This window comes from Brevundimonas sp. (genome assembly GCF_024711105.1).
In the GTDB taxonomy this organism is placed as follows: Bacteria; Pseudomonadota; Alphaproteobacteria; order Caulobacterales; family Caulobacteraceae; genus Brevundimonas.
This window is the reverse complement of the sequence record NZ_JANJTL010000044.1, coordinates 1-22,823: the sequence shown is the minus strand read 5'-3', so window position 1 is coordinate 22,823 and position 22,823 is coordinate 1. Positions and strand designations below refer to the sequence as shown.

Annotated in this window: 24 protein-coding genes and 1 tRNA gene; 14 read left to right on the top strand and 11 right to left on the bottom strand. The window is 69.5% G+C overall.

Annotated features, from left to right (window positions below; translation table 11 throughout):
• Positions 1 to 6 precede the first annotated feature (6 nt).
• The gene (atpA, locus tag Q0M60_RS03255) at positions 7 to 1,542 is read right to left on the bottom strand and encodes a F0F1 ATP synthase subunit alpha (protein WP_296815868.1); all 1,536 of its coding nucleotides are present in this window, start codon (positions 1,540 to 1,542) and stop codon (positions 7 to 9) included.
• 4 nt (positions 1,543 to 1,546) lie between these two features.
• Positions 1,547 to 2,101, bottom strand: coding sequence for a F0F1 ATP synthase subunit delta (locus Q0M60_RS03250; protein ID WP_296815866.1), 555 nt, complete (start codon positions 2,099 to 2,101; stop codon positions 1,547 to 1,549).
• Positions 2,102 to 2,368: 267 nt separating this feature from the next.
• Here Q0M60_RS03250 and Q0M60_RS03245 point away from each other — a divergent pair, with 267 nt between their 5' ends.
• The 3 genes from Q0M60_RS03245 to Q0M60_RS03235 are packed head-to-tail and all read left to right on the top strand — an operon-like array spanning position 2,369 to position 4,604.
• Positions 2,369 to 3,166, top strand: a complete 798-nt coding sequence (locus tag Q0M60_RS03245) for a TerC family protein (RefSeq protein ID WP_296815864.1) — start codon at positions 2,369 to 2,371, stop codon at positions 3,164 to 3,166.
• On the top strand, positions 3,166 to 4,170 hold the full coding sequence (gene bioB, locus Q0M60_RS03240; RefSeq protein WP_296815862.1) for a biotin synthase BioB: 1,005 nt from the start codon (positions 3,166 to 3,168) through the stop codon (positions 4,168 to 4,170). Before Q0M60_RS03245 ends, bioB begins: the two co-directional genes overlap by 1 nt.
• 35 nt (positions 4,171 to 4,205) lie before the next feature.
• Positions 4,206 to 4,604 (top strand): Tat pathway signal protein, encoded by a 399-nt coding sequence (locus Q0M60_RS03235; RefSeq protein ID WP_296815859.1) that lies wholly within the window; start codon positions 4,206 to 4,208, stop codon positions 4,602 to 4,604.
• A gap of 4 nt (positions 4,605 to 4,608) precedes the next feature.
• Here the strand turns inward: Q0M60_RS03235 and Q0M60_RS03230 are convergent, their stop codons facing one another.
• Both Q0M60_RS03230 and Q0M60_RS03225 read right to left on the bottom strand, forming a co-directional pair.
• The gene (locus tag Q0M60_RS03230) at positions 4,609 to 5,391 is read right to left on the bottom strand and encodes an SDR family oxidoreductase (protein WP_296815858.1); all 783 of its coding nucleotides are present in this window, start codon (positions 5,389 to 5,391) and stop codon (positions 4,609 to 4,611) included.
• A complete protein-coding gene (locus Q0M60_RS03225; protein ID WP_296815855.1) occupies positions 5,391 to 5,693 on the bottom strand; it encodes a 4a-hydroxytetrahydrobiopterin dehydratase in 303 nt (100 codons plus the stop codon). The genes Q0M60_RS03230 and Q0M60_RS03225 overlap by 1 nt, the downstream gene beginning before the upstream one ends.
• 140 nt (positions 5,694 to 5,833) lie before the next feature.
• On the opposite strand from Q0M60_RS03225, the gene Q0M60_RS03220 reads away from it, so the two are divergent.
• The gene (locus Q0M60_RS03220; RefSeq protein WP_296815853.1) at positions 5,834 to 6,526 is read left to right on the top strand and encodes a Crp/Fnr family transcriptional regulator; all 693 of its coding nucleotides are present in this window, start codon (positions 5,834 to 5,836) and stop codon (positions 6,524 to 6,526) included.
• On the opposite strand, the gene Q0M60_RS03215 is transcribed toward Q0M60_RS03220, so the two are convergent.
• Positions 6,523 to 8,241: a RyR domain-containing protein gene (locus tag Q0M60_RS03215; RefSeq protein WP_296815850.1), complete on the bottom strand. Its 1,719-nt coding sequence runs from the start codon at positions 8,239 to 8,241 to the stop codon at positions 6,523 to 6,525. The two genes, Q0M60_RS03220 and Q0M60_RS03215, sit on opposite strands and share 4 nt — an antisense overlap.
• A 111-nt stretch (positions 8,242 to 8,352) precedes the next feature.
• On the opposite strand from Q0M60_RS03215, the gene Q0M60_RS03210 reads away from it, so the two are divergent.
• The 3 genes from Q0M60_RS03210 to Q0M60_RS03200 are packed head-to-tail and all read left to right on the top strand — an operon-like array spanning position 8,353 to position 9,452.
• Positions 8,353 to 8,598, top strand: coding sequence for a hypothetical protein (locus tag Q0M60_RS03210; protein ID WP_296815847.1), 246 nt, complete (start codon positions 8,353 to 8,355; stop codon positions 8,596 to 8,598).
• A gap of 1 nt (position 8,599) precedes the next feature.
• Positions 8,600 to 8,962, top strand: coding sequence for a hypothetical protein (locus Q0M60_RS03205; protein WP_296815844.1), 363 nt, complete (start codon positions 8,600 to 8,602; stop codon positions 8,960 to 8,962).
• 1 nt (position 8,963) lies between these two features.
• Complete coding sequence (locus Q0M60_RS03200) at positions 8,964 to 9,452, top strand: hypothetical protein (RefSeq protein ID WP_296815841.1); 489 nt, start codon at positions 8,964 to 8,966, stop codon at positions 9,450 to 9,452.
• Here the strand turns inward: Q0M60_RS03200 and Q0M60_RS03195 are convergent.
• Entirely contained in the window at positions 9,430 to 10,392 is a 963-nt protein-coding gene (locus Q0M60_RS03195; protein ID WP_296815838.1) for an iron-containing redox enzyme family protein, read from the bottom strand. The two genes, Q0M60_RS03200 and Q0M60_RS03195, sit on opposite strands and share 23 nt — an antisense overlap.
• Positions 10,393 to 10,544: 152 nt before the next feature.
• Here Q0M60_RS03195 and Q0M60_RS03190 point away from each other — a divergent pair, with 152 nt between their 5' ends.
• Positions 10,545 to 10,721 (top strand): hypothetical protein, encoded by a 177-nt coding sequence (locus Q0M60_RS03190; RefSeq protein WP_296815836.1) that lies wholly within the window; start codon positions 10,545 to 10,547, stop codon positions 10,719 to 10,721.
• A gap of 17 nt (positions 10,722 to 10,738) precedes the next feature.
• Here Q0M60_RS03190 and Q0M60_RS03185 read toward each other — a convergent pair whose 3' ends face one another.
• The 3 genes from Q0M60_RS03185 to Q0M60_RS03175 all read right to left on the bottom strand — a co-directional run bounded on the left by Q0M60_RS03185 (position 10,739) and on the right by Q0M60_RS03175 (position 12,554).
• Positions 10,739 to 10,933 (bottom strand): hypothetical protein, encoded by a 195-nt coding sequence (locus tag Q0M60_RS03185; protein ID WP_296815834.1) that lies wholly within the window; start codon positions 10,931 to 10,933, stop codon positions 10,739 to 10,741.
• Between the two features lie 110 nt (positions 10,934 to 11,043).
• Positions 11,044 to 11,250, bottom strand: a complete 207-nt coding sequence (locus Q0M60_RS03180) for a DUF2892 domain-containing protein (protein WP_296815831.1) — start codon at positions 11,248 to 11,250, stop codon at positions 11,044 to 11,046.
• Positions 11,251 to 11,267: 17 nt separating this feature from the next.
• The gene (locus tag Q0M60_RS03175; protein WP_296815829.1) at positions 11,268 to 12,554 is read right to left on the bottom strand and encodes an FAD/NAD(P)-binding oxidoreductase; all 1,287 of its coding nucleotides are present in this window, start codon (positions 12,552 to 12,554) and stop codon (positions 11,268 to 11,270) included.
• 164 nt (positions 12,555 to 12,718) lie between these two features.
• On the opposite strand from Q0M60_RS03175, the gene Q0M60_RS03170 reads away from it, so the two are divergent.
• From Q0M60_RS03170 to Q0M60_RS03155, 4 genes are read left to right on the top strand one after another with little or no spacing between them, the layout of a single operon-like run.
• Positions 12,719 to 13,738: an efflux RND transporter periplasmic adaptor subunit gene (locus tag Q0M60_RS03170; protein WP_296815826.1), complete on the top strand. Its 1,020-nt coding sequence runs from the start codon at positions 12,719 to 12,721 to the stop codon at positions 13,736 to 13,738.
• The gene (locus tag Q0M60_RS03165) at positions 13,738 to 16,953 is read left to right on the top strand and encodes an efflux RND transporter permease subunit (RefSeq protein WP_296815824.1); all 3,216 of its coding nucleotides are present in this window, start codon (positions 13,738 to 13,740) and stop codon (positions 16,951 to 16,953) included. Before Q0M60_RS03170 ends, Q0M60_RS03165 begins: the two co-directional genes overlap by 1 nt.
• Complete coding sequence (locus Q0M60_RS03160) at positions 16,950 to 17,297, top strand: metalloregulator ArsR/SmtB family transcription factor (RefSeq protein ID WP_296815821.1); 348 nt, start codon at positions 16,950 to 16,952, stop codon at positions 17,295 to 17,297. Before Q0M60_RS03165 ends, Q0M60_RS03160 begins: the two co-directional genes overlap by 4 nt.
• Entirely contained in the window at positions 17,294 to 17,677 is a 384-nt protein-coding gene (locus Q0M60_RS03155) for a DUF302 domain-containing protein (RefSeq protein ID WP_296815819.1), read from the top strand. The genes Q0M60_RS03160 and Q0M60_RS03155 overlap by 4 nt, the downstream gene beginning before the upstream one ends.
• Positions 17,678 to 17,770: 93 nt before the next feature.
• Here Q0M60_RS03155 and Q0M60_RS03150 read toward each other — a convergent pair.
• Positions 17,771 to 17,860: transfer RNA gene (locus Q0M60_RS03150), tRNA-Ser, on the bottom strand.
• Between the two features lie 134 nt (positions 17,861 to 17,994).
• Between Q0M60_RS03150 and msrA the strand changes: the two genes are divergently transcribed.
• On the top strand, positions 17,995 to 18,612 hold the full coding sequence (gene msrA / locus Q0M60_RS03145) for a peptide-methionine (S)-S-oxide reductase MsrA (protein ID WP_296815816.1): 618 nt from the start codon (positions 17,995 to 17,997) through the stop codon (positions 18,610 to 18,612).
• On the opposite strand, the gene Q0M60_RS03140 is transcribed toward msrA, so the two are convergent.
• Positions 18,587 to 20,131 (bottom strand): glycosyltransferase family 39 protein, encoded by a 1,545-nt coding sequence (locus Q0M60_RS03140; protein ID WP_296815814.1) that lies wholly within the window; start codon positions 20,129 to 20,131, stop codon positions 18,587 to 18,589. The genes msrA and Q0M60_RS03140 overlap by 26 nt on opposite strands.
• Before the next feature lie 225 nt (positions 20,132 to 20,356).
• Between Q0M60_RS03140 and Q0M60_RS03135 the strand changes: the two genes are divergently transcribed.
• On the top strand, positions 20,357 to 22,807 hold the full coding sequence (locus Q0M60_RS03135; RefSeq protein ID WP_296815811.1) for a TonB-dependent receptor: 2,451 nt from the start codon (positions 20,357 to 20,359) through the stop codon (positions 22,805 to 22,807).
• Positions 22,808 to 22,823: the final 16 nt, after the last annotated feature.

Genomic DNA, 22,823 nt, shown 5'->3' with positions numbered 1-22,823 from the left:
TCTGGATTAGGCCGCGAAGGTCGAGGTGAAGCTCTGCAGGGCCGACTTCAGTTCGCCCTCGAGTTGATCATCCAGCGCCTTCTTGGTGCGGATGCCGTCCAGCAGGCCCTGGTGCTTGGCGTGCAGCAGGCTGAGGAATTCCTGCTCGAAGCGGCCGACCGCCGAGGTCGGGATGCCATCGAGATAGCCGCGGGTGCCGGCGTAGATCACGCAGACCTGCTCCTCGACCTTAAGCGGGGCGTACTGGGGCTGCTTGAGCAGCTCGGTCAGGCGCTCGCCGCGGGCCAGCAGCTTCTGCGTCGAGGCGTCGAGGTCCGAGCCGAACTTCGCGAAGGCGGCCATTTCCCGGTACTGGGCCAGCTCGCCCTTGATGGGGCCGGACACCTGCTTCATCGCTTTGATCTGGGCCGAGGAGCCCACGCGCGACACCGAGATGCCGACGTTCACCGCGGGGCGGATGCCCTGGTAGAACAGGTCGGATTCCAGGAAGATCTGGCCGTCGGTGATCGAGATCACGTTGGTCGGGATGTAAGCCGACACGTCGTTGGCCTGGGTCTCGATGAGCGGCAGGGCCGTCAGCGAGCCGGAGCCGTTGTCCTCGTTCAGCTTGGCGGCGCGCTCGAGCAGGCGCGAGTGCAGGTAGAAGACGTCGCCCGGATAGGCTTCACGGCCCGGCGGACGGCGCAGCAGCAGCGACATCTGACGATAGGCCACGGCCTGCTTGGACAGGTCGTCGTAGATGATCAGGGCGTGCATGCCGTTGTCGCGGAAGAACTCGCCCATGGCGCAGCCGGCGAACGGGGCCAGGAACTGCAGCGGGGCGGGCTCCGAGGCGGTGGCCGCGACGACGATGGTGTAGTCCAGCGCGCCGCGCTCCTCGAGCGTCTTTACGATCTGGGCGACGGTCGAGCGCTTCTGGCCGATGGCGACGTAGATGCAGTAAAGCTTCTCGGACTCGTTGTCCGAGGCGTTGACCGCCTTCTGGTTCAGGATGGTGTCGACGGCGACGGCGGTCTTGCCGACCTGACGGTCGCCGATGATCAGCTCGCGCTGGCCGCGGCCGATCGGGATCAGGGTGTCGATCGCCTTCAGGCCGGTCTGCATCGGCTCGTGCACCGACTTGCGGGGGATGATGCCCGGAGCCTTCACGTCCACGCGGCGGCGCTCGGTGAACTGGATCGGGCCCTTGCCGTCGATCGGCTCGCCCAGCGGGTTCACGACGCGGCCCAGCAGGCCCTTGCCGACCGGGACGTCCACGATTTCGCCGAGGCGGCGGACTTCGTCGCCTTCCGAGATCTCGGAGTCGGAGCCGAAGATCACGACGCCGACGTTGTCGCGCTCGAGGTTGAGCGCCATGCCCTTAACCCCGGCCTTGGGGAAGGAGACCATTTCACCGGCCTGGACCTGGTCCAGACCGTGGACGCGGGCGATGCCGTCGCCCACCGACAGGACGCTGCCGACGTCCGAGACGTCCGCTTCGTCGCCGAAGTTGGCGATCTGGCTCTTGAGGATGGCCGAGATTTCGGCGGCGCGGATGTCCATGGTCTTACGCTCTCTTGAGGGCGAATTTCAGGGTGTCGAGTTTGGTCTTCAGCGAGGCGTCGAACAGACGCGAGCCCACCTTGACCTTGAGTCCGCCGAGCAGGCCCGCGTCCACGCGGGTCTCGATCTCGGGATCCTTGCCGAGCGCCTGGCGCAGCGACGTCTTGACGGCGTCCAGCTGGGCCTTGGTCAGCGGCTTGGCGCTGGTGACCTGGGCGGCGACGACGCCGGTCTTCCTGGCCCACAGGCGCTCATAGGCGGCGATAACGCCAGGCAGGGCCGCGGCGCGGCCGTTCTGGGTCAGCAGGCCCAGGAACTTGGCCGTGGTCATCCGGAAGCCGGCCTGAGAGGCCAGCGCCACGAACGCCTTGCCCTTGTCCTCGGCGGAATAGAGCGGCGACGACGCCAGACGGCGCAGGTCGCCGCTGTCGGCCAGCATGGCCTTCAGCGACTTCAGGTCCGCGCGCACGGCGTCCAGCTCGCCCGCCTCTTCGGCGAGTTCGAAGAGGGCGCGCGCGTAGCGTTCGGAGACTTCGTCGGCCTTGAGATCGTCCGCCACTTTGGGTCCGCCTAAAGGAACAGCGTTCGGGTCAAAATCGGGGGTGATCGCTCACCTCCGCTAAGGGCTTGATATGCTTGGAAAAGCACACGACGGGACGGACCCTTTCGGACCGCCCCGTCGGAAGCCGGGCGCCTGATAGCACCGAAGTTTCGCAGGAGCAACCGATGCGGGTCCGGCAAAGCGCGTCGTTTCCGTTGCGCGGCCTGACGCCCGCCCCTAACAAGGCGCCGACCTGGCCGCAGACGCTCGTGGAGCCCCCGACCGATGGACTCGATCCTTCCCCTTCTTTCCGATCCCGCCGCCTGGGCGGCGCTCGTCACCCTGGTGGTGATGGAGGTGGTGCTGGGGATCGACAACCTGATCTTCATCTCGATTCTTTCGAACAAGCTGCCCGAGCATCAGCGCCAGCGGGTCCGCCGCATCGGCATCGGCCTGGCCCTGATCATGCGTCTGGCGCTGCTGTCGATCATCGCCTGGCTGGTCGGCCTGACCGCGACGGTGTTCGACCTGGGTCTGGTCGGCCCGATCGGCGAGCACGGCGAACCGGCCTTCGAGACGGCCTTCAGCTGGAAGGATCTGATCCTGCTGGCCGGCGGCCTGTTCCTGGTGTGGAAGGCGACCAAGGAAATCCACCACACGGTCGATCCGGTCCCCAGCGAGAACCACGACCTGCTCGACAAGAAGGACGTCATCATCAACAACGCCGGCGCGGCGATCTTCCAGATCATCCTGCTGGATCTGGTCTTCTCGATCGACTCGATCCTGACCGCGATCGGCATGACGGATCACCTGCCGATCATGGTGGTGGCGGTGATCGCCGCCGTGACGGTCATGCTGCTGGCCGCCGACCCGCTGGCTGACTTCATCAACAAGAACCCGACCGTGGTCATGCTGGCGCTGGGCTTCCTCCTGATGATCGGCATGGTGCTGATCGCCGACGCCTTCGGCGTGCACGTGCCCAAGGGCTACATCTACGCCGCCATGGCCTTCTCGGCCCTTGTCGAGGGCCTGAACATGATGGCCAGGAAGCGTCAGGCGGCCAAGGGGCCGACGGTTCACTGATGGCCGACGGAACGACAGCCCGCGTCCGAGACCCCGCCGAGCCGCGTCACGACTGGACGCTGGCGGAGGTCGAGGCCCTGTTCGCCCGGCCCTTCATGGACTTGGTCTTCGCAGCCGCCGAGGTCCACCGCCGCTGGTTCGATCCGAGCCAGGTCCAGCTGTCGCGCCTGCTTTCGGTCAAGACCGGAGGCTGCGCCGAGAACTGCGGCTACTGCAGCCAGTCGGCGCACTTCAAGACGGGCCTGAAGGCCTCCAGGCTGATGGAGACGGAAACCGTCCTGGCCGAGGCCCGCGCGGCCAAGGCCGGCGGCGCGGACCGCTTCTGCATGGGCGCGGCCTGGCGCGAGCTCAAGGACCGAGACCTGCCGCGGCTCCAGGCCATGATCTCGGAGGTCAAGGCGCTGGGCCTGGAGACCTGCGCGACGCTCGGCATGCTGACGCCGGATCAGGCGACGGCGCTCAAGGACGCCGGGCTCGATTTCTACAACCACAACCTCGACACCGGGCCGGAGTACTATGGCGAGGTGGTCACCACCCGGACCTATCAGGACCGGCTGGATACGCTTCAGGCCGTGCGCGACGTCGGCATGAAGACCTGCTGCGGCGGCATCGTCGGCATGGGCGAGGCGCGCCGTGATCGCGCCGGCCTGCTGCATGCGCTGGCGACCCTGCCGCTTCATCCCGACAGCCTGCCGGTCAATGCGCTCGTGCCCATCGCGGGGACGCCCCTCGGAGACAAGGTCCAGGTCGAGGGCTCGATCGACCCGATCGAGTTCGTGCGCACCGTGGCGGTGGCGCGGCTGGTCTGCCCGAAGTCGATGGTGCGCCTGTCGGCCGGCCGCGAGGCCATGAGCCGCGAGATGCAGGCCCTGTGCTTTCTGGCCGGGGCCAACTCCATCTTCGTCGGCGGTCGCCTGCTGACCACGCCCAATCCGGAAGAGGACGAGGACGCCGCCCTGTTCGCGGTGCTTGATCTTCAGCCGATGGCGGTGGCGACAGCGTAAACCGAACGTCAACGGCCGGGCGGCATGGTCCGCCCATGCGCCGCAGAGACGCCCTCGCCTTGACCCTGGCCATCGCCGCCGCGCCCACTGTGGCGCGAGCGGGAGGGCCCTCCTCGTCGAGTTCCAGCCAGCCCAGCTACACCCGGTTCCCGACCCTGACGGCGACGATCGTCCGGTCGGCCGGGCGCCGGGGGGTCCTGTCGGTGGAGGCGGGCATCGACGTCCACGACGAGGCGCTCCGCAGCCAGGCCGCCCAGGCCCAGCCGAGGCTGCGCGCCGCGCTCACCGAGAGCCTGCGGGAATTCGGCGCCGGCCTGCTGCCCGGCCACGCGCCGGACGCCGACCGCCTGGCGCGAGAGCTTCAGGCCGCGGTCGACCGCACCCTCGGCCGGTCGGGCGCCCGGGTGCTGCTGGGAACCATTCTGGTCAGCTGATCGCCTACTGGGCCGACAGGCCCCCATCGACCTTGAGCTCGGTGGCCGTGACGAACTTGGATTCGTCCGAAGCCAGGTACAGCACCGCATAGGCCACGTCGTCAGGCTCACCGATCCGCTTGAGCGGAATCCCACGCATCAGCTTCTGGTGCGCCAGCTCCTCATCGCCGCCGGCCATGGCCACGAAGGGATCCAGGATCGGCGTCTTGATGAAGACCGGGTGAACCGAGTTGCAGCGCACGTTCCAGCCGGCCCGCGCCGCCTCCAGCGCGACGGTCTTGGAATAGAGCCAGACCGCCGCCTTGGTGGCGTTGTAGGCGCCCATGTTCGGCGCGGCGACCAGTCCCGCGATCGAGGAGATGTTGACGATCGACGCCGGCGCCGAGGCCCGCAGATGCGGCATGGCGTGCTTGCAGCCCAGCATGACGCTTTCGACGTTCACGGCCTGGACCCGTCGCCAGTTCTCGAGCGTGTCGTTCTCAACGGTCACGAAATCACAGCCGATGCCGGCGTTGTTCACCAGGATCGACAGGCCGCCCATGTCGGCCACGGCGCGGTCCAGCACCTCGGCCCACTGGTCCTCAGACGTCACGTCGTGCGCATAGGCGAAGGCGGCGCCCGGCCGTTCGCGGTTGATGTCCTCGGCCACCGCCGCCGCCTTGTCGGCGTTGAGGTCGGTCAGGGCGACCTTCGCGCCCTCGCGGGCCAGCATGCGGGCGATGGCCTCGCCCAGCCCCTGGGCGGCGCCGGTGACCAGCGCCGCCTTGCCTTCGACCCGGCCGGCCATCAGCGACCACCCATCTGGTCGGCGGTCTCGTCCATGAAACGCGCCATCTTCACGTCCAGGGCGGTGACGCCACCGGCGTCATGGGTGGTCAGCAGCACCTCGACCCGGTCGTAGACGTTCGACCACTCCGGGTGGTGGTCCATCTTCTCGGCCAGAAGCGCCACGCGGCTCATGAAGCCGAAGGCCGCGTTGAAGTCCTTGAACCGAAACGTGCGCGCGATAGCCTCGCGCTGTCCCTCGGCCCGCGACCAGTCGGGAAACTCCCGCAGCGCCGCATCCGCATCCACTCTCGAACGGTCCATCGGACTCTCCCTCGCTCTGCGTCGCCTAGCGCGTTGCGCGGCCGCGCGGAAGCCGCCGGCGCTTGGCGACTGTCGAGACGCGGACGGAACGCGGTTCGAAGCGTGGCGTTCTGGAACGGTAACGCTTGTGGAGCGAGGAGATGCAGAACCATTGGCTGGCGTCGCTCGACGCGGAGGACCAGGCCCGGCTCAAGCCGCACCTTCAGCCGCACGCCTTCGAGCGCGGCCAGGTCGTGCACGAGGCCGGCGCGGCGTCCGAGGCGGTCTGGTTTCCGACCCGGGGCGCGATCTCGCTTCTGACCCTCGTCGAACGCCGTGCGGTCGAGACCGCGGTGATCGGCGCCGAGGGCCTGGTCGGCGCCACCTGCGGCCCCCTGAACGGAGGGGCAATGACGCGCGCCGTGGCCCAGACGGACGGCTTGGCCAGCTGCATCGAGGCGGGGGCCTTCTCCGAAGCGCTGGCCGAAAGTCCGCGGCTGCGCGAGGCGATCGCGCGGCATACGGAAATGCTCTTCGCCCAGGTTCAGCAGATCGCGGCCTGCAACGCCGAGCACCGGCTTGAGGAGCGCTTCGCCCGCTGGCTCTTGATGCTGCAGGACCGGGTGGAGAGCCCGACACTGCACCTCACGCAACAGAGCGTCGCCGACATGCTGGCCGTCCGCCGCGCCACCGTCAGCGAGGTCTCGGCCCTTCTCGAGGAACGCGGCCTGATCCGCCGCAAGCGCGGCGCCATCGAGATCGTGGACCGCCCCGAGCTCGAACGCGCCTCGTGTGACTGCTACCGCGCCATCAACCAGGTCATGGAGCAGCTGGAGACCGGAGGAAACGCCTAGGGGCGCGGCCGCGGCCGAGCCACGCGGAAGGCGTCGATCACCCCGTCGCGGTCCTTGTCGCGGCCGGGCTCGTCCAGCGCCGACCAGCCCTTGAGGTCGGGATGCAGCTTGCGGGCGTTGTCCCGCGCAGGGCCGGGCCGCCAACCGTTCAGCAGGCGCTCGGCGCACCAGCGCTCATGCTCCACCTCGGCCATGCGGTCGAGCAGCGCCCGGTCCTCGCGCGGATCGGCGCCCGCGGCGTCTGCGTCGGCGACCTTGACCGCCACATGGCCGGCCGCCGCGCGATTCGCCGCCCACATCGACTCGGGCAGGATCGACCATTTGACGCCGCTGTCGCCCGAGCCGACCAGGATGTAGCCCTCCTGGCCCCGCGCTTCGTAGGCCTTGTGCAACTGCTGGGCGAGCCGGTCGGTGAACGGCAGGATGGCGGCCTCCAGCCCCGCGGCGAAGCCCCGCACCGCCGTCTCCACGCCCGTCAGCATCAGCTCCAGTTCACGTTCGCCGGAGACGACCACCACGGGACCGCGCTCCAGCCGCGACGCCATCAGCGCGGCCGCGCAGGCCTGGCCGACGTCCTCCTCGACGACCCAGGCGGTTGCGTCCTCCGTCTCCGTCAGGAAGGCTCCGACCGACGGCGCCGTCGAGAAATCGACGCGGAACGGCGGGCTGTCATAGACGGCGGAGAGATCTACGAGCACGCCCGGGGCCATGCGGCTCCAGCGGTCGCGCAGGGCGCCGTCCGGGTCCCACAGGGTCACCCGCGGCGGGACGCGGCCGACCCGCCATCCCAGCGAAAGCGCCAGCCTCGCCATGCCCTCCGAGAACGGGCCGGCGCCGAGAACCGCGACGTGCAGCCCATCGCCGGGCCGATCCCAGAGCCGCAGTTCCTCGTGCGCCCGCCGGGCGGCCGCCTCCGCCAGGGAGAAGGGTCTCGGCGCGGGTCCGTCGCCCGCGTGCCGCGCGGCGGACTGGCGCATCATCTCAAGGATGTCTGGTTCCTCGACCTGGACGTGCAGATCGGCCGAAGGCGCCATCACCTCGGCGGCCCGACGGGCCAGGGACAGAGCCACCGTCGGGCGCGTGCTGACCACCACCGCCCGGCGCGCGCGGCCCAGCGCCGCCTTGCGGGCCGAGGCGCGCAGGTCGTCGCGGACGACCAGCACGCCCTGCTGGTTCAGGTCCTCGATCTCGGCCTCGCCGATGTCGGCGTCGATCAGGACCACGGCCGCCCCCTCAGCGCGCCCGGCCTCGGCGGCCTCCACGGCGCCCCGGCCTTCGCCCACGATGACCAGATGCCCCGCGCCCCACAGCTGGATCAGGCTGAGCGCCAGGGTGTCGCCGATCTGGCGCGCGGCCAGGAACAGCACGCCGAGCAGCGGAATGGCCGCCCCGAACCACCGCGCCAGATCGAGCGTCAGCGGCAGGGTCTCGCCCGCCACGTCCCCCTGCGCCGTCAGCATCCACAGGGACAGATAGATGAAGTCGCCCGGCGTGTCGGCGCCCAGCGGGGTCTCGCGCCACTGGCTCCAGCCGATCACCCCCAGCACAAGCCAGGCCAGGCTGACGGCGATGAAGGCCGCGGTGCGCGGCGCCGGCGAGCGCGGATGCCCCCACCGCAGCATACCCGCGGCCAGCCGGGTCGCGAGATTGCCGCCGCCCAGGCCCCGGACCTCTTCGGGCGGGGAGGCCCGGCTGGTTTCGCTGCGTTCGATCACGTGTCACCGCCTCCGTCGCACGTTCGGAGCCCGGCCCGGGGCCGGTGTCAAGCCGACGGGGCGGAACGAAGCGTGGCCCGCCCTCGTTCGCCTGACCAGAAGGAGGATTCCATGCCCGACAAGAACGCCGAAACCGACCGCTGGGGCGGCCCCGGCTCCAGCCACCAGGACCGCAATGAGCCCCGGGCCGATCCGGTCGTGAAGGACGCCGACGCGCCGGATCATCTCAGCCCGCGCTCGCAGATTTCCGGCGGCGGCGGGGAGCCCGACATCCACTCCCGCCACACGCCCGAAGGCAAGCGCGACCGCCAGGCCAGCTCCGAGGAGAAGCGCCACGAGCGCGACAACCGCCAATAGGGTGCGCGTCCTCGGCTGGAAGCTCGATCGCCGCGAGCGGGACGCGCTTCTCGCCCTGATCCCGCCTGCCTATGACAGGGTCGTGGCCGATCATGTGACGCTCCGCGCCGGCGCCGGCCCCGACGAGGCCCTCCCACGCGCCGTGAACGCCGAGATCGTCGGCGCGACCGATGACCATGGCGGCGTCCAGGCCCTCGTCGTCGCCATCGACGGCGAGACCGACCGGCCCGACGGCTCGACCTATCACATCACCTGGTCGCTCGGCTCCGGACGCTCGGCCAGGGAGAGCAACGACGTGCTGCGGGAGCGGGGCTGGCGCGAGCTCGATCCCATGCCGGTGACTCTGGTTCCGGCGGCGTTCTGACATGCCCAGACCCGCCCGCGACCAGCCCCGCATCTATCTCGACTGCGACGGCGTGCTGGCCGACTTCGACGCGGGGGCCGAAGCCGTGCTGGGCATGACACCGGACCGGTTCGAGCGCCGCTTTGGCCTCGGCCGTTTCTGGGCCAGACTGGCCTCGGCCCCGGACTTCTTCGACACCCTGCCGCTGCTGCCGGACGCCATGGAGCTTTACGAAGCGGTGCGGCGTACCGACCCCGTCATCCTCACGGGCCTGCCGCGCGGGAAATGGGCCGAGCCGCAGAAGCGCAGATGGGCCGCTCGCCACTTCCCCGGCGTGGAGGTCATCACCACCTCGGCCGCCCTGAAGCGTGAGCACTGCCACCCCGGCGACGCCCTGGTCGACGACCGCGACAAGTACCGCCACCTCTGGGAGTCCGAAGGCGGCGTCTTCATTCACCACCGCGACGCACGAACTTCTATCGCCGAGCTCAAGCGGCTGGGGTTTCTCTAGAAGGCTCGATCAGGATCAGGCCCGGGGCTCGCACGTTGGGGACCCTCGACCACAGCACAGCGCGATAGGCTTCGAAGCACCGGGCCCCGGACAGCAGCCGCATGACGGCGCCTTCCGCCAGCGATCGACCGAGGCTCGGATCTTGCTCCATCAGAGGCCGCAGGACTTCGGCGTTCCAGGCCTTCGAATGCTCGACGTCCAGCGTGGCGTGCAGGGCGAAGTACTTCCGCTCCGGGCCGACGCCCAGCCGCTTCAGGCCCGCCGCGACATGGGCGGCCCGCCAGGGGGCGGTAAGCTCGACGGCGCCCAGCGCGCCCAGGGCGTGATAGGCGTAACGTCGGGTCGTCGCGAAGGCGACCAGGCAATTTCCTAGCGCCAGCGAAGGCCAGACGGTGCCGTCCAGGGTCGGATGCAGGTCCAGCGCACGCGCCAGCCTATCGAGCATCGGCCCGTGCATGCCGCCTTCGTTACCGCGGCCCATCTCGTCCCAGTAGTTGCGGGCCAGCTCGAGCTTGGGCCGCGTCGGCATTTTCACCTGGGCCATAGCGACCAGGTCCTCGAAGCCCGCCTCGCCGGCCACTTCCTGGAGCAGGAACCAGCGCATTTCCTCAAGCGACGCTTCCTCGGCCAGCCAGGGAAAGAGCGGGTCATTCTGGCCGGGACCGGTGTCTATCAGGGCCTCGAACCAGGCAATAAAGCCTTCGACGTCGGACGGCGCCTCGGCGACCAGCGGCGCGATCTCCTGGCGGAAGGCTTCGACCCAAGCGCCCTCGACCAGGGTCATCTCCGCATCGGCGCGCGCGTCCGCCGCCCAGCCGTCGTGGGGCGTAGTCGGGTCCAGGCGCCGGTGGTTCCATCGGGCCAGGCGTCGGTGGAAGGCTTCGGGATCGAGACGGTGTCCAGCGCCCTGCGAGGCCTGGGGAAAGCTGACGAGGGTCATCGCGCGCCTGTGACTTGGGAAGGCCCCTAGAACGGTCGCGCCCGCGTCGCGGTTCCGCGACCCGCGTGATCCAACCCATTGAACCTGCGCCGTTTCCGGAACGATTGGGTCGCGTCTGACGTTCAGCGACTCCAACTCACAGGCGCGCCGTCATGCAGTCCCAAGGATTTCTCTGGACCATCGCCCAGGTCGGCTCGACGTGGCGCTGGGAGGCCGCCCGCCGTGACGGCGTGCCCCATCCGATCTCGGGAGAAGCACCCACGCGCGCGGCGGCGGCCGCCTGCCTGATTCGGGTGATCGCGCGCGAAACAGCGGCCGCCCGTTCCTGAACGGCGACGCTGGAGCTTCAGCCCAGAGGTTTCTTGTACGGGTCCCGCGGCGCCTTGGGCTGGATCCCCAAGACCCGGCCGATGGCCTTCACCGCCGCCTCTTCGGTCATGGGATCGTTCGGATCAGCCTCGCGGCGCAGCACCTCCGCCACCGTCTCAAGCGGGCTTTCAACGTGCGTCGTCTTACTGGGCGAAGTTTGGCGTGGGTGCATGGGAGTCTCCTCCGCACGCTAACGCCCAGGCCGCTCCAAAGTGCCCCCGGACGCCGCCGGCGGCGAAACCGTTCGGCGCTGACCGGTCACTCCGGACGAGACTGATCTCTTTACGAGGGGAAAGCCGTTCCCGGCTTGCAGCCCAGTCGCCTGAACACCATCGCCGCCGGACAGAAGCCGGTGAAGGCGGCCTGGATCATGTTGAGGCCGGCGAAGACAGCCAGCAGGATCCAGGCGGGATTGACCCAGCGGGCGAGCGCCACGCTGGTCAGGACGATCAGCCCGGCGAAGACGAACACGGCCTTGTCGACGTTCATGGCGGCGGCTCCGGTTGTCAGTGGACGGTCTGGCGCAGCTTCGGCGCGCCGATCAGGTCGAGGGCCAGCTTCTCGTAGATCGGCTCGCTCTGGCCCGACCGGACCTTGTGGAGGAAGTACTTCTCGAACGCGATCTTGGCGGCGTGGACCCAGCCGCCGCTGGCCGACCAGTTGATGTTGCGCGGCGGGATCTGAGGCTGGGCCATGAAGGCCACGCCGCCGTCGCCGAAGTCGGCCAGGCAGATGGCGTTCCAGGTCGCCTCATGAGTCGCCGCCTTGCCGGCGATCAGCTGCTCCAGGTTGGCGGCCGTGGCCGAGACCATGCTCTCGATCATGAAGCCCGTCTTGGGCACCCCGACCGGCACCGGCGTCGGGCCCGTCGGCGGAATGGCGATGCAGACCCCGACGCCGAAGACGTTCGGATAGGTCGGGTTGCGCTGGTGCTTGTCCACCAGGATGAAGCCGCGCGGATTGGTCAGACCCTCGACGCCGCGCACCGCCTCGACGCCCCGGAAGGCCGGCAGCATCATCGAGAACTTGAAGGGCAGGTCGTGCGTAGCCTTGACCTGGCCGTCGCCGCCGACCTCCTCGACGTGCATCAGCCCGGGGTCGACCGAGGTGACACGCGCATTGGTGATCCACTTGATGTGCCGCTGGCGCATCTCGCTTTCGAGCAGGCCCTTGGTGTCGCCGACGCCGTCCAGGCCCAGGTGGCCGACATAGGGCTCGGAGGTAACGAAGGTCATGGGGACCCGATCGCGCACCCGACGGCGGCGCAGCTCGGTGTCCAGGATCATCGCGAACTCATAGGCCGGCCCGAAGCAGGACGCGCCCTGGACCGCCCCGACGACGATCGGACCGGGGTTGGCCACCAACTCGGCGAAGGCGTCGCTGGCCTCGACGGCGTGGCCGACGTGGCAGACCGACTGGGTGTTGCCGTCCGGACCGAGTCCCGGGATTTCGTCGAAGGCCAGCTCGGGCCCGGTCGAGATTACCAGGTAGTCGTAGGCCAGGACCTGGCCGTCATCGAGCTCCAGCCGGCTATGGGCGGGATCGACCTTGCGGGCGCCCTGGCCGATGAACCGGATTCCCTTGCGGGCCATGACCGGCGGCAGGGACACCTCGATCGCGTCGCGCTTTCGCCAGTTGACGGCGACCCAGGGGTTGGAGGGGGTGAAGTGGAAGGTGTCGCCCTTCGACACCACGACCAGCTCTGCGCGATCCCCCAGGACCTGGCGGATTTCATAGGCGGCTATGACGCCGCCGAGACCGGCTCCGAGCACAACGACGACGGGCTTGGTCACGCCAACCTCCATCCATGTCCACACCCCTCAGCCTCGGGCCAGCCGGCGCCGGCGGCCTTGACCTGGATCAAGGTGGGGAGACCGCGACGGACCAACCCTCAGGCGGGGCTTGCAGGAGATTTAGCATCTCCTAATATTAGCGCAAGCTAATGATGGAGCCGCTCGTGCGCACATTCTCCGCCAGCGTGGTCGCTGTGGGACTGGTCTTCGGGACCGTGGCCTTGGCTGGCTGCGGGCGTCATGAGGACGCGGGGCCGGCGCCGGCCGTGGCCGAAGGCGAGCGGCTGACGGTCACGCGCGCGGCCATTCCCGACACGAAGGCGGTCCCCGCCGTCATAGCGTCGCGCGACCTGGGCGAAGCGCGCGCCCGGATCGGCGGCGTGCTGGTCCGCCTGAACGTCCGCGAGGGCGATCTCGTGCGCGAGGGCCAGTTGATCGGGGTGGTCGTCGATGACCGCATCGGCCTGCAGACCGCGGCCCAGGAGGCGCTCGTCGCGGCGGCCGAGGCCGAGGCCGGACGGGCGCGCGCGGACCTGTCGCGAATTCAGGCCCTGTTCGACCAGGGAATCTACGCCCAGGCCCGACTGGACCAGTCGCGCGCCGCCTATGAGGCGGCCGAGGGCCAGGCGCGCGCGGCGCGCGCCCAGCGGGCGGCCACCGCGGAGCTGGGAACCCAGGGGCGCATACTGGCGCCGACGGCGGGCCAGGTCCTCACCGCCGACGTGCCGGAGGGCTCGGTCGTGACCCCCGGCCAGTCCGTGGCCACCATCACCGCCGGACCGCTCGTGGTGCGTCTGGAGGTCCCGGAGGCCCAGGGCCGCGCCCTGGGGCTGGGTCAGACGGTCGAGATCGCTGGCCTGAACGAGGGCGGCGTCATCACCCAGATCTATCCGGCGGCGACGGCCGGCCGCGTCGTGGCCGACGTGGCGGTCACCGGGCTGGACCAGCGCGGCGTCGGCCAGCGCCTGGAGGTGAGGCTGTCTCTCGGGGAGCGGCAGGCCATCGCCATTCCCCGGCGATTCGTCGCGACCCGGTTTGGCATCGACTACGTCCGCACCGTCGGCCCCGGCGGCGTGGCGGTCGAAGCGCCGGTCCAGCTGGGCCCCGACCTACCGGACGGACGGGTCGAGGTTCTCTCCGGCCTCGCCGAAGGCGACGTGGTCCTGCCGGCGGAGGCGCGCTGATGCGGTTGGGCCTGTCCGGTCGCCTGACGCAGGCGACCCTCAACTCTCCCCTGACGCCCCTGATGCTGCTGGCGGCCATCGCCGTGGGCCTGATGGCGCTGCTCAGCATCCCCCGCGAGGAAGAGCCCCAGATCAGCGTGCCCATGGTGGACGTGATGGTCGCCGCCCCCGGCCTCAACGCGTCGGACGCTGTCGAACTGGTCGCCGAGCCGCTTGAGGCCATCGTCAACAGCATCGACGGGGTGGAGCACGTCTACACCCAGGCCGAGGACGACCGGGTGATGGTGACGGCCCGCTTCGAGGTGGGGTCGGACCCGGACGACGCCGCCGTACGTGTGCACGAACGCATCCGCGCCAACTACGGCGACATTCCCGTGGGCGTCAGCGAGCCGATCATCACCACCCGGGGGATCGACGACGTGCCGGCCCTGGTCCTGACCCTCACGCCGTCCCCCGAAGCGGCGGGCCGCTGGAGCGATCAGGCCCTCTACGAGGTCGCCGTGCGCCTCCGCGCCGAGATCGCCAAGGTCGACAATGTCGGCCAGACCTTCATCGTCGGCGGCCGACCGTCTGAAATCCGCGTCGAGCCGGACCCCGCCCGCATGAGCCTGCGTGGCGTCCCCCTGTCGTCCCTGCTCGAGACTGTCAGCCAGGCGAACCGCAGCTTCCCCGCCGGCGTGGTGCGCGAGGAGGGTTCCGCCACGGCCCTCAGGATCGGCGAGCGGCTAAGCACGCCCGAGGACGCCTCGCTGCTCACCGTCTCTTCGGTCACGGGCCAGCCCGTCTATCTGCGCGACGTGGCCGATGTCGTCCTGGCGCCGCGCGAGGACCAGGCGCGGGTCGCTCACTATGCGCGCGGCGAAGCGGGGTGGAGCCGCACGCCCGCCGTCAGCGTCGCCGTCGCCAAGCGGCCCGGCGCCAACGCCGTGGTTCTGTCGCGCGACCTGCATGCGCGGCTCGACCAGCTCAGCGGTTCGCTGATCCCCGAAGGCCTCGAGGTCGTGATCGCGCGCGACTACGGCGAGACGGCCAATGAGAAGGCCAACGAGCTGCTCTTCCACCTGGGCCTGGCCACCGTCTCGATCGTCGTCCTGATCGGCTTCGCCATCGGCTGGCGGGAGGCGGCGGTGACCGCCGTGGTCATCCCGACCACCATCCTGCTGACGCTCTTCGCCTCGCACCTGATGGGCTACACCATCAACCGGGTCAGTCTGTTCGCCCTGATCTTCTCGATCGGCATCCTCGTGGACGACGCCATCGTCATCATCGAGAACATCGCCCGGCACTGGGCCATGAACGACGGACGCAGCCGGGCCGAGGCCGCCGTGGAGGCCGTGGCCGAGGTGGGCAATCCGACCATCGTGGCGACCCTGACGGTGGTGGCGGCGCTGCTGCCGATGCTGTTCGTCTCCGGCCTGATGGGCCCGTACATGGCGCCGATTCCAGTGAACGCCTCGGCGGCCATGGTCTTCTCCTTCTTCGTGGCCGTCGTGCTGGCGCCCTGGCTGATGATCCGGCTGGCGCGCCGCGCCCTGGCCGCCGGCCATGACCACGGGGAGAGCGAAGGCTGGATCGGACGGCTCTATCGGCGTTGGGCCAGCAGGGTCATCCGCACGCGCCGCAGCGCCTGGATGTTCCTCGGCGCTGTTGGGGTCGCGACGCTGCTCGCCATGTCGATGTTCGGCATGCGCGCCGTGCCGGTGAAGCTGCTGCCGTTTGACAACAAATCCGAACTCCAGGTCGTGCTCGACATGCCCGAGGGCACGAGCCTGGAAGTCACCGAACGCACCCTGGCGGCGGCCGCGGCCCTGACGCAGTCGGTTCCCGAGGTCGTGGCCATCCAGAGCTATGCCGGGACCGCAGCCCCCTTCAACTTCAACGGCCTCGTCAGGCACTACTTCCTGCGCGAGCGGCCCGAGCAGGGCGACCTGGCGGTGATGCTTAGCCACAAGGGCGAGCGCGACCGCGCCAGCCACGCCATCGCCATCGACCTGCGCGAGCGGCTGGCCGAGCTGGCCTTGCCGGACGGCGCCTCGCTCAAGGTCGTCGAGGCCCCGCCCGGACCGCCCGTGCTGGCCACCCTGCTGGCCGAGGTCTATGGGCCCGACGCCGAGACGCGCCGCGCTGTCGCCCGTCGCCTCGAGGCGATCTTCCGCGCCGAGCCGTCGATCGTCGACGTCGACAACAGCTTCGGCGAGCGCCGGCCGACCTTGCGGCTGTCGCCCTTGCGCGAGCGGATCGAGCGGTTCGGACTGCAGGAGCGTCAGGTGCACGACACGGTCGCGGCCCTGATGGGCGGCTCGACCCTGGGCTACGCCGCGCGCGACGAGGGACGCACGCCGGTGGAGATCGCCGTGCGCCTGCCCCAGTCCGAACGCACCTGGAGCGAGCACCTGGCCACCCTGCCCGTGGCGGTGACCACCCTCGACGGCGCCCCCCGGCTGGTCGAGCTGGGCGAGGTGGTCGAGGCCCGCAGCGAACTGGCCAGCTATCCGGTCTATCGTCGGGATGGTCGCGACGCCGAGATGGTCATGGCCGAGCTTGCCGGCCGCTACGAGGCGCCGATCTACGGCATTCTGGCGGTGGACGGCGCGATCCGGGCCGAGGACTGGAGCGACCTGCCCGAGCCCGAGGTCCGCCTCAACGGCCAGCCCGACGACGAAAGCCGGCCGACCGTCCTGTGGGACGGCGAATGGGAGATCACCTGGGTGACCTTCCGCGACATGGGCGCGGCCTTCGGCGTGGCGCTGGTCGGCATCTACATCCTGGTGGTCGCCCAGTTCCGGGACTTCCGCCTCCCGCTGGTGATCCTGACGCCCATCCCACTCACCCTGATCGGCATCGTGATCGGCCACATGCTGTTCGGCGCGCCCTTCACCGCCACCTCCATGATCGGCTTCATCGCGCTCGCTGGCATCATCGTGCGGAACTCGATCCTCCTGGTCGACTTCATCGAGCACGCCCGCAAGACCGGGCGGCCTTTGAAGGACGTGCTGCTTGAGGCCGGCGCGATCCGCTTCAAGCCGATCCTGCTGACCGCGCTGGCGGCCATGATCGGGGCGGCGGTGATCCTGTTCGATCCCATCTTCCAGGGACTGGCGATTTCGCTGCTGTTCGGGCTGATGTCCTCGACGCTGCTGACGGTGCTGGTGATCCCGGCGATCTATGTGGCGTTGAAGGGGGGCGACACCGCCGCCGAGGAGACCGCCGCATGACCCAGGCCCGACTGCCCGCCGCCGCCACGCCGGAGGCGCTCGCCCGGCTGGAGGCCCAGGCCGCCCCGGCCGCGCGGCTGATGCGGCTGTTCGCCAACGAGCAGCGGCTGATGCTCATGTGCCGGCTCAGCGACGGAGAGTCCGCGGTCAGCGAGCTGGCCGCCTTCGCCGGCCTGTCGCAGTCGGCCTGCTCCCAGCATCTGGCGCGCCTGCGCGAGGAGGGCGTCATCACGCCCCGGCGTGAGGCCCAGACCGTCTACTACAGCATCGCCGACCCGGCCGCGGCCCGGGTGATCGGGCTGCTGTGCGAGATCTTCGGCAAGCCTTCAGGAGACAAGCCATGACCTATTTCCATGCGCGCCGCGTGCCCGGCGCCTTTGAGGAGGTGATCGAGCGCACCCGCGAGGCCCTGGCCCGCCACGGCTTCGGCGTCCTGACCGAGATCGACGTCACCGGCACGCTCAAGGCCAAGATCGGCCAGGACTTCCGCCCCTATCGCATCCTGGGCGCCTGCAACCCGACCATGGCCCACCAGGCGCTGGAGATGGAGCCCCACATCGGCGTCGTGCTGCCCTGCAACGTCATCGTCCAGCAGACAGACCAGAGCGTCGAGGTCGCGGTGGTGAATCCTGCCGCGTCCATGGCGGCGGTGGATAACCCGGCATTGCTGGAGCACGCCCGCGCGGTCGGCCAACAGCTCGAAGCGGCGCTCGCCGAGCTCTGAGGTCGCATCGCCGATTCCGCAACGGCCGCACCGCGTCCCGCCTCCCCTGCCGCCCAGAGGCGGTCCAGTGCGTCTGGGACTCATGTCAGGGGATGGCGGAGAGGGTGGGATTCGAACCCACGGTGCCCTTGCGAGCACGCCGCATTTCGAGTGCGGTACATTCAACCACTCTGCCACCTCTCCGGCGTACCGGGCGGGCCCGGTCAGAGCGAGCGCGCTTCCTAATGCGGGCGTTCCCGCATGGCAAGCGGGTGTAGGATGCGACGCGTCCGCGCGTGTCCGCCGGACGTAGCTTCGGGGTCCCCCGCGAGGTTCCCATGAGACTTCCCGCCGCCGTCGTCGCCGTCCTCGTGGCGCTGGCCGCCTGCTCGGACACCCGCGCCCAGAGCGAGCGGCCGCGCCAGCCCCTTCGCGGCGAAGAGCGCACCGCCGTGTTCGCCGGCGGCTGCTTCTGGAGCATCGAGCGCAACTTCGAGCAGATCGACGGAGTCATCGAGGCCGAGTCCGGCTTCACCGGCGGCCATGTCAGCGACCCGTCCTACGCCCAGGTGGTGCGCGGCGGCACCGGTCACGTCGAGGCGGTGCGGGTCACCTACGACAGCGGGCGGGTGACCTACCGCCAGCTGGTGGACCGCTTCTGGCGGATGATCGACGTGACCGACGCGGACGGACAGTTCTGCGATCAGGGCCCGTCCTATGTCTCAGCCGTCTACGCCACCGAGAGCCAGAGGCCGATCGCGGAGGCCTCGCGGCGGGCGGCGGTGCGCGTCATCGGCGCGGATCGCTTCGTCACTCCGGTGCGCGCGGCCCGGCGTTTCTGGCCGGCCGAGGCCTATCATCAGGACTTCGCGCGGCGGAATCCCGCCCGCTACCAGGCCTACAGCGTGGGCTGCCGGCGGGCGGAGCGGCTCAGGGCGGTGTGGGCAGGCCGGTGACGGGATCCCGCGGGCGGGGGGCGAACCCCCGGCCCAGGCCGACGGCCACGTCGCGGGTGCGGCTGGGATCGAGGCGGACCGACACGTCTCGCCAGCCCGAGAAACTCGCAAAGTCGGCGACGAACTCATGCCGGAACCGGACCTCCGTGGACGCCAGCAGCACCCGGTCGCCGAGCTCGGGCGTGAGCGGAGAGGTCGCTTCGGCCTGGTTGTTCGCCGAGGCCTCGCGGACCCACATCCTCAGGATCGGCGCATCGTCGCCGGCGAGGCGGTCGCGGCCGTAGTAGGCCAGGCTGTTGAACAGGAAGCGGTCGTCCGCGGCGACCACGGTGCGCGGGCCCTGAGCCTCGGCCGCGTCGAGGATGCGGTGGGCGCTCGTCTCCCAGCCGCGCACGCGCTTAAAGGCGCCGCCCAGCCCGATACGGTCGGCCAGCGGCGGCCAGATCGCCAGCACCAGCACCATGACGGCGACCAGCGCCTGGAAGGCGATCGCGCCCCAGAGGAGACGCGGCCTGTGGTCGCGCAACAGCCAGGCCGCGACCAGAACAACGGCCGGCGCATAGGCGATGACCGCCCAGTTCGCGTTGGCCCGCGACAGCAGCGCCTGCACCGTGACCAGCAGGACCGGAGGAACCGCCAGGCTCAGCAGCAGGCGATCCGCCTCCGGCGTGCTTGCCCGCGCGCGCAGGGCAGCGAACGCGCCCAGGATCAGCAGGACGAAGGGTACGGGCCCCAGCACCATCAGCTGCGAGGCCAGGAACTCGATCATCTCGACCGGATGGAACAGGTCGTCCCAGCGCCAATTGGCGTTGTCCGCGGTGTGACTGACCGTGGAGAAGTCGTTCAGCGCGTTCCACACCAGATTGGGCGCCGCCACGAGCGCCAGACCCGCTACGGCGCCGAGGGCCCGGCCCCAGGTCCAGCACGTCCGGGCCTGGGGCGACCAGATCAGGTGAAGCCCGACCCCCAGCAGGATGTAGAGGGCGGCGTACTTGCTGAGGAAGGCGGCGCCCACGGCAAGGCCGCAGGCGGCGGCCAGGCGCATCGAGGGGCCGGCGAGAAACGCCACATAGGCCAGCAGGCCGAGCGCGGCGAAGAACAGCAGAGGCGCGTCGGTCGAGGCCACGCCCGCCGAGAGCTGCACGCCGGGCATCAGCGCATAGAAGACGGCGGACCACAGGCCGACCCGGGGCCCGTGCAACCTTCGCCCGACCTCGAACAGGATCAGGCCCGTGCCGGCGTGCAGGAGGGGGGAGGACAGCCGCACCCAGGCCTCGCCGTCGCCGCCGATGGCGGTCGTGAGCCCGATCAGCCAGGCCAGCATCGGCGGCTTGGAATAATAGCCGAACGCCAGATCCCGCGACCAAAGCCAGTATTGCGCCTCGTCCGGGTAGAGCTCCAGCGGGGTCAGGAACAGGGCGACGAGCCGGGCCAGGGTGAGCGCCAGCGTCAGGACGAGCGCCACGCGCCAGGCGTCCCCACGCTTATCCACTGAAATATCGACGCTCGCTGGCCTCACGCGGCGCGCCTCCTCGCTGCGGAAGGGCCGCTATAGGCCAGCGCGGCAAGAAAATCACGGGGTGCGCGGCTCGGTGTGGTTCCGCCGCCACGGCGGGCGACTGTCACACGCCTGTCACATACTTGTCGCCAACATTTCGATCGGGGGGCGCTAAACGCCCTGTGCATCGGCGGCCGTCTTCGGTCCGCCTCGTGGCCGCTTATGGCCGAACTCGGGGATCTATCCATGAACAACCTCAAGCGCGCCTTCTGGGCCACGACCGCCCTGGTGGGCGGCGTCCTGGCGGCCACCGCCGCGTCGGCCCAGTCGACCGGCTCGGAAACCTTCGAAGAAAACACCACCACGGTCGGCGAAGTGGTCGTCACCGGCGCCCGCGGCCCGGCCAACGTCGACGGCCTGGCGGTCGCCGAGACCGTCACCCGCGCGCGCTCGACCCTGACCCAGGAATACCTCGAGACCCAGCAGCCGGGTCAGACCGTCCTGCAGTCGCTGAACATCCTGCCGGGCGTGACCTTCAACAACCAGGACGCCTACGGCGGATCGGGCGGTGACATCACCATCCGCGGCTTCGACGCCCAGCGCATCTCGCTGAACCTCGACGGCATCCAGCTGAACGACACCGGCAACTATCAGATCTATTCGAACCAGCAGGTCGATCCCGAACTGTTCGACCGCGTGTCGGTCAACCAGGGCACCACCGACGTCGACAGCCCGACCGCTTCGGCCACCGGCGGCACGATCAACATGGTCACCCGCCGTCCGGGCGTCGACCCGATGATCGCCATCCAGCCGTCGATCGGTTCGTTCAACTACCGCCGCATCTTCCTGCTCGGCGAAACCGGCGAGTTGGGCCCGTGGGGCACCCGCATGTGGGCGGCCTATTCGCACACCGAATACGACCAGTTCCGCGGTCCGGGCGAGCTGATCAAGGATCAGTACAACGCCCGCATCTGGCAGCCGCTGGGTGACAACGGCGACTTCCTGTCGGTGGCGTTCCACTACAACGAGAACCGCAACCACTTCTACACGAACGCCAGCGTCGACGCCTTCAACGGCGACAGCGCCCCGTTCGTCCCGGGCACGATCAGCCCGACGCCGAACACCGACACCTGCACCCTGCTGGCGCCGGTCGGCGGCACCCGTCAGGACCAGGGCAACAACGCCGCCAACCCGGGCTGCCAGTTCTATTACAACTACGCGATCAACCCTTCTAACACTGGTAACATCCGGGGTCAGTCGCGCTTCACCCTGTCGGACAGCCTGACGCTGACGATCGACCCGACGTTCCAGTACGTCCTGGCCAACGGCGGCGGCATCACCAACGTCGAGGAAACCGACCAGCGCCTGCAGGGCACCTTCTTCAACCCGCTGATGCCGACGGCGACCGGCGTGGACCTGAACGGCGACGGCGACATCCTCGACCGGATCAAGCTGTACTCGCCGTCCAACACCAACACCCGCCGCTACAGCGTCAACAGCTCGCTGATCTGGGACATCACCGACGATCACCGGGTCCGCTTCGCCTATACCTGGGACCGTGGTAACCACCGCCAGACCTCGGAGTTCGGCTACCTCGACACCAACGGCGATCCGGAGAACGTGTTCGGCGGAAAGGACGGCTATGGCCGCGTCGTGCTGACCCGCGACGGCGACTACTTCCAGGAGCGCAACCGCCAGTCGATCGCCCTGCTCAACCAGTTCGCCGTCGAGTACAGCGGCAGCTTCATGGACGACACCGTTCGCCTGAACATCGGCGTGCGCGCGCCCTTCTTCGAGCGCGAGCTGAACAACTACTGCTGGCAGACGGACACCTTCAACGCCTGGTGCTCCCGTCAGCGTCCAGTTCCGCCGCTGGTCAGCGCCGGCGCCTCGGCCACCGCCGGCGCTCCGGTCAGCTTCACCCGCGAGTATGACGCGATCCTGCCGAACATCGGCGCGTCCTGGGAGTTCGCTCCCGGCCACACGACCTTCTTCAGCTACGCCGAGAACCTGTCGGCCCCGCGGACGGACGACCTCTATGACCGCGTCCCGGCCAATCCGGATCCGGAGCGCAGCCGCAACTACGACCTCGGCTACCGCTACGCCGGCGGTGACCTGATCGTGGCGACCTCGATCTTCCGGACCGACTTCGAGAACTTCATCGTTCGCGGCTTCGAGACCCTGCCCGACCTGTCGACCATCGCCTACAGCATCAACGCGGGCGAGATCTCGCGCTGGGGCTGGGATGGCCAGATCGGCTACCAGGTGACGGACGCCTTCTCGGTCTTCGCCTCGGCCTCGTGGATCCAGACGGAAATCGAGTCGAACATCCCGAACACCTCGGGCGGCACCTTCGCCACGGCCGGCAACGAGCTGCCGGAAGTCCCGCAACTCCAGTGGGCGCTCCGCGGTGAATACGACTTCGGCGATCTGACCCTGGGCGCCCAGGCCAAGTACGTCGACGAGCGCTGGACCAACCTGGTGAACGACGAGGCCACCCCGTCCTACACGGTGGTCGATCTCGACGCTCGCTGGAGCATGGACGCGATCCGCGAGGGCATGTTCCTCCAGGTCAACGTCCAGAACCTGTTCGACGAAGACTACCTGGCGAACATCTCGACGGCGGAATCGGGCAACCGCACCGCCTCGATCGGCGCGCCGCGGTCCGTCTCGGCGACCCTGCGCTTCGAGTTCTGATCCTCGACGTGAACTG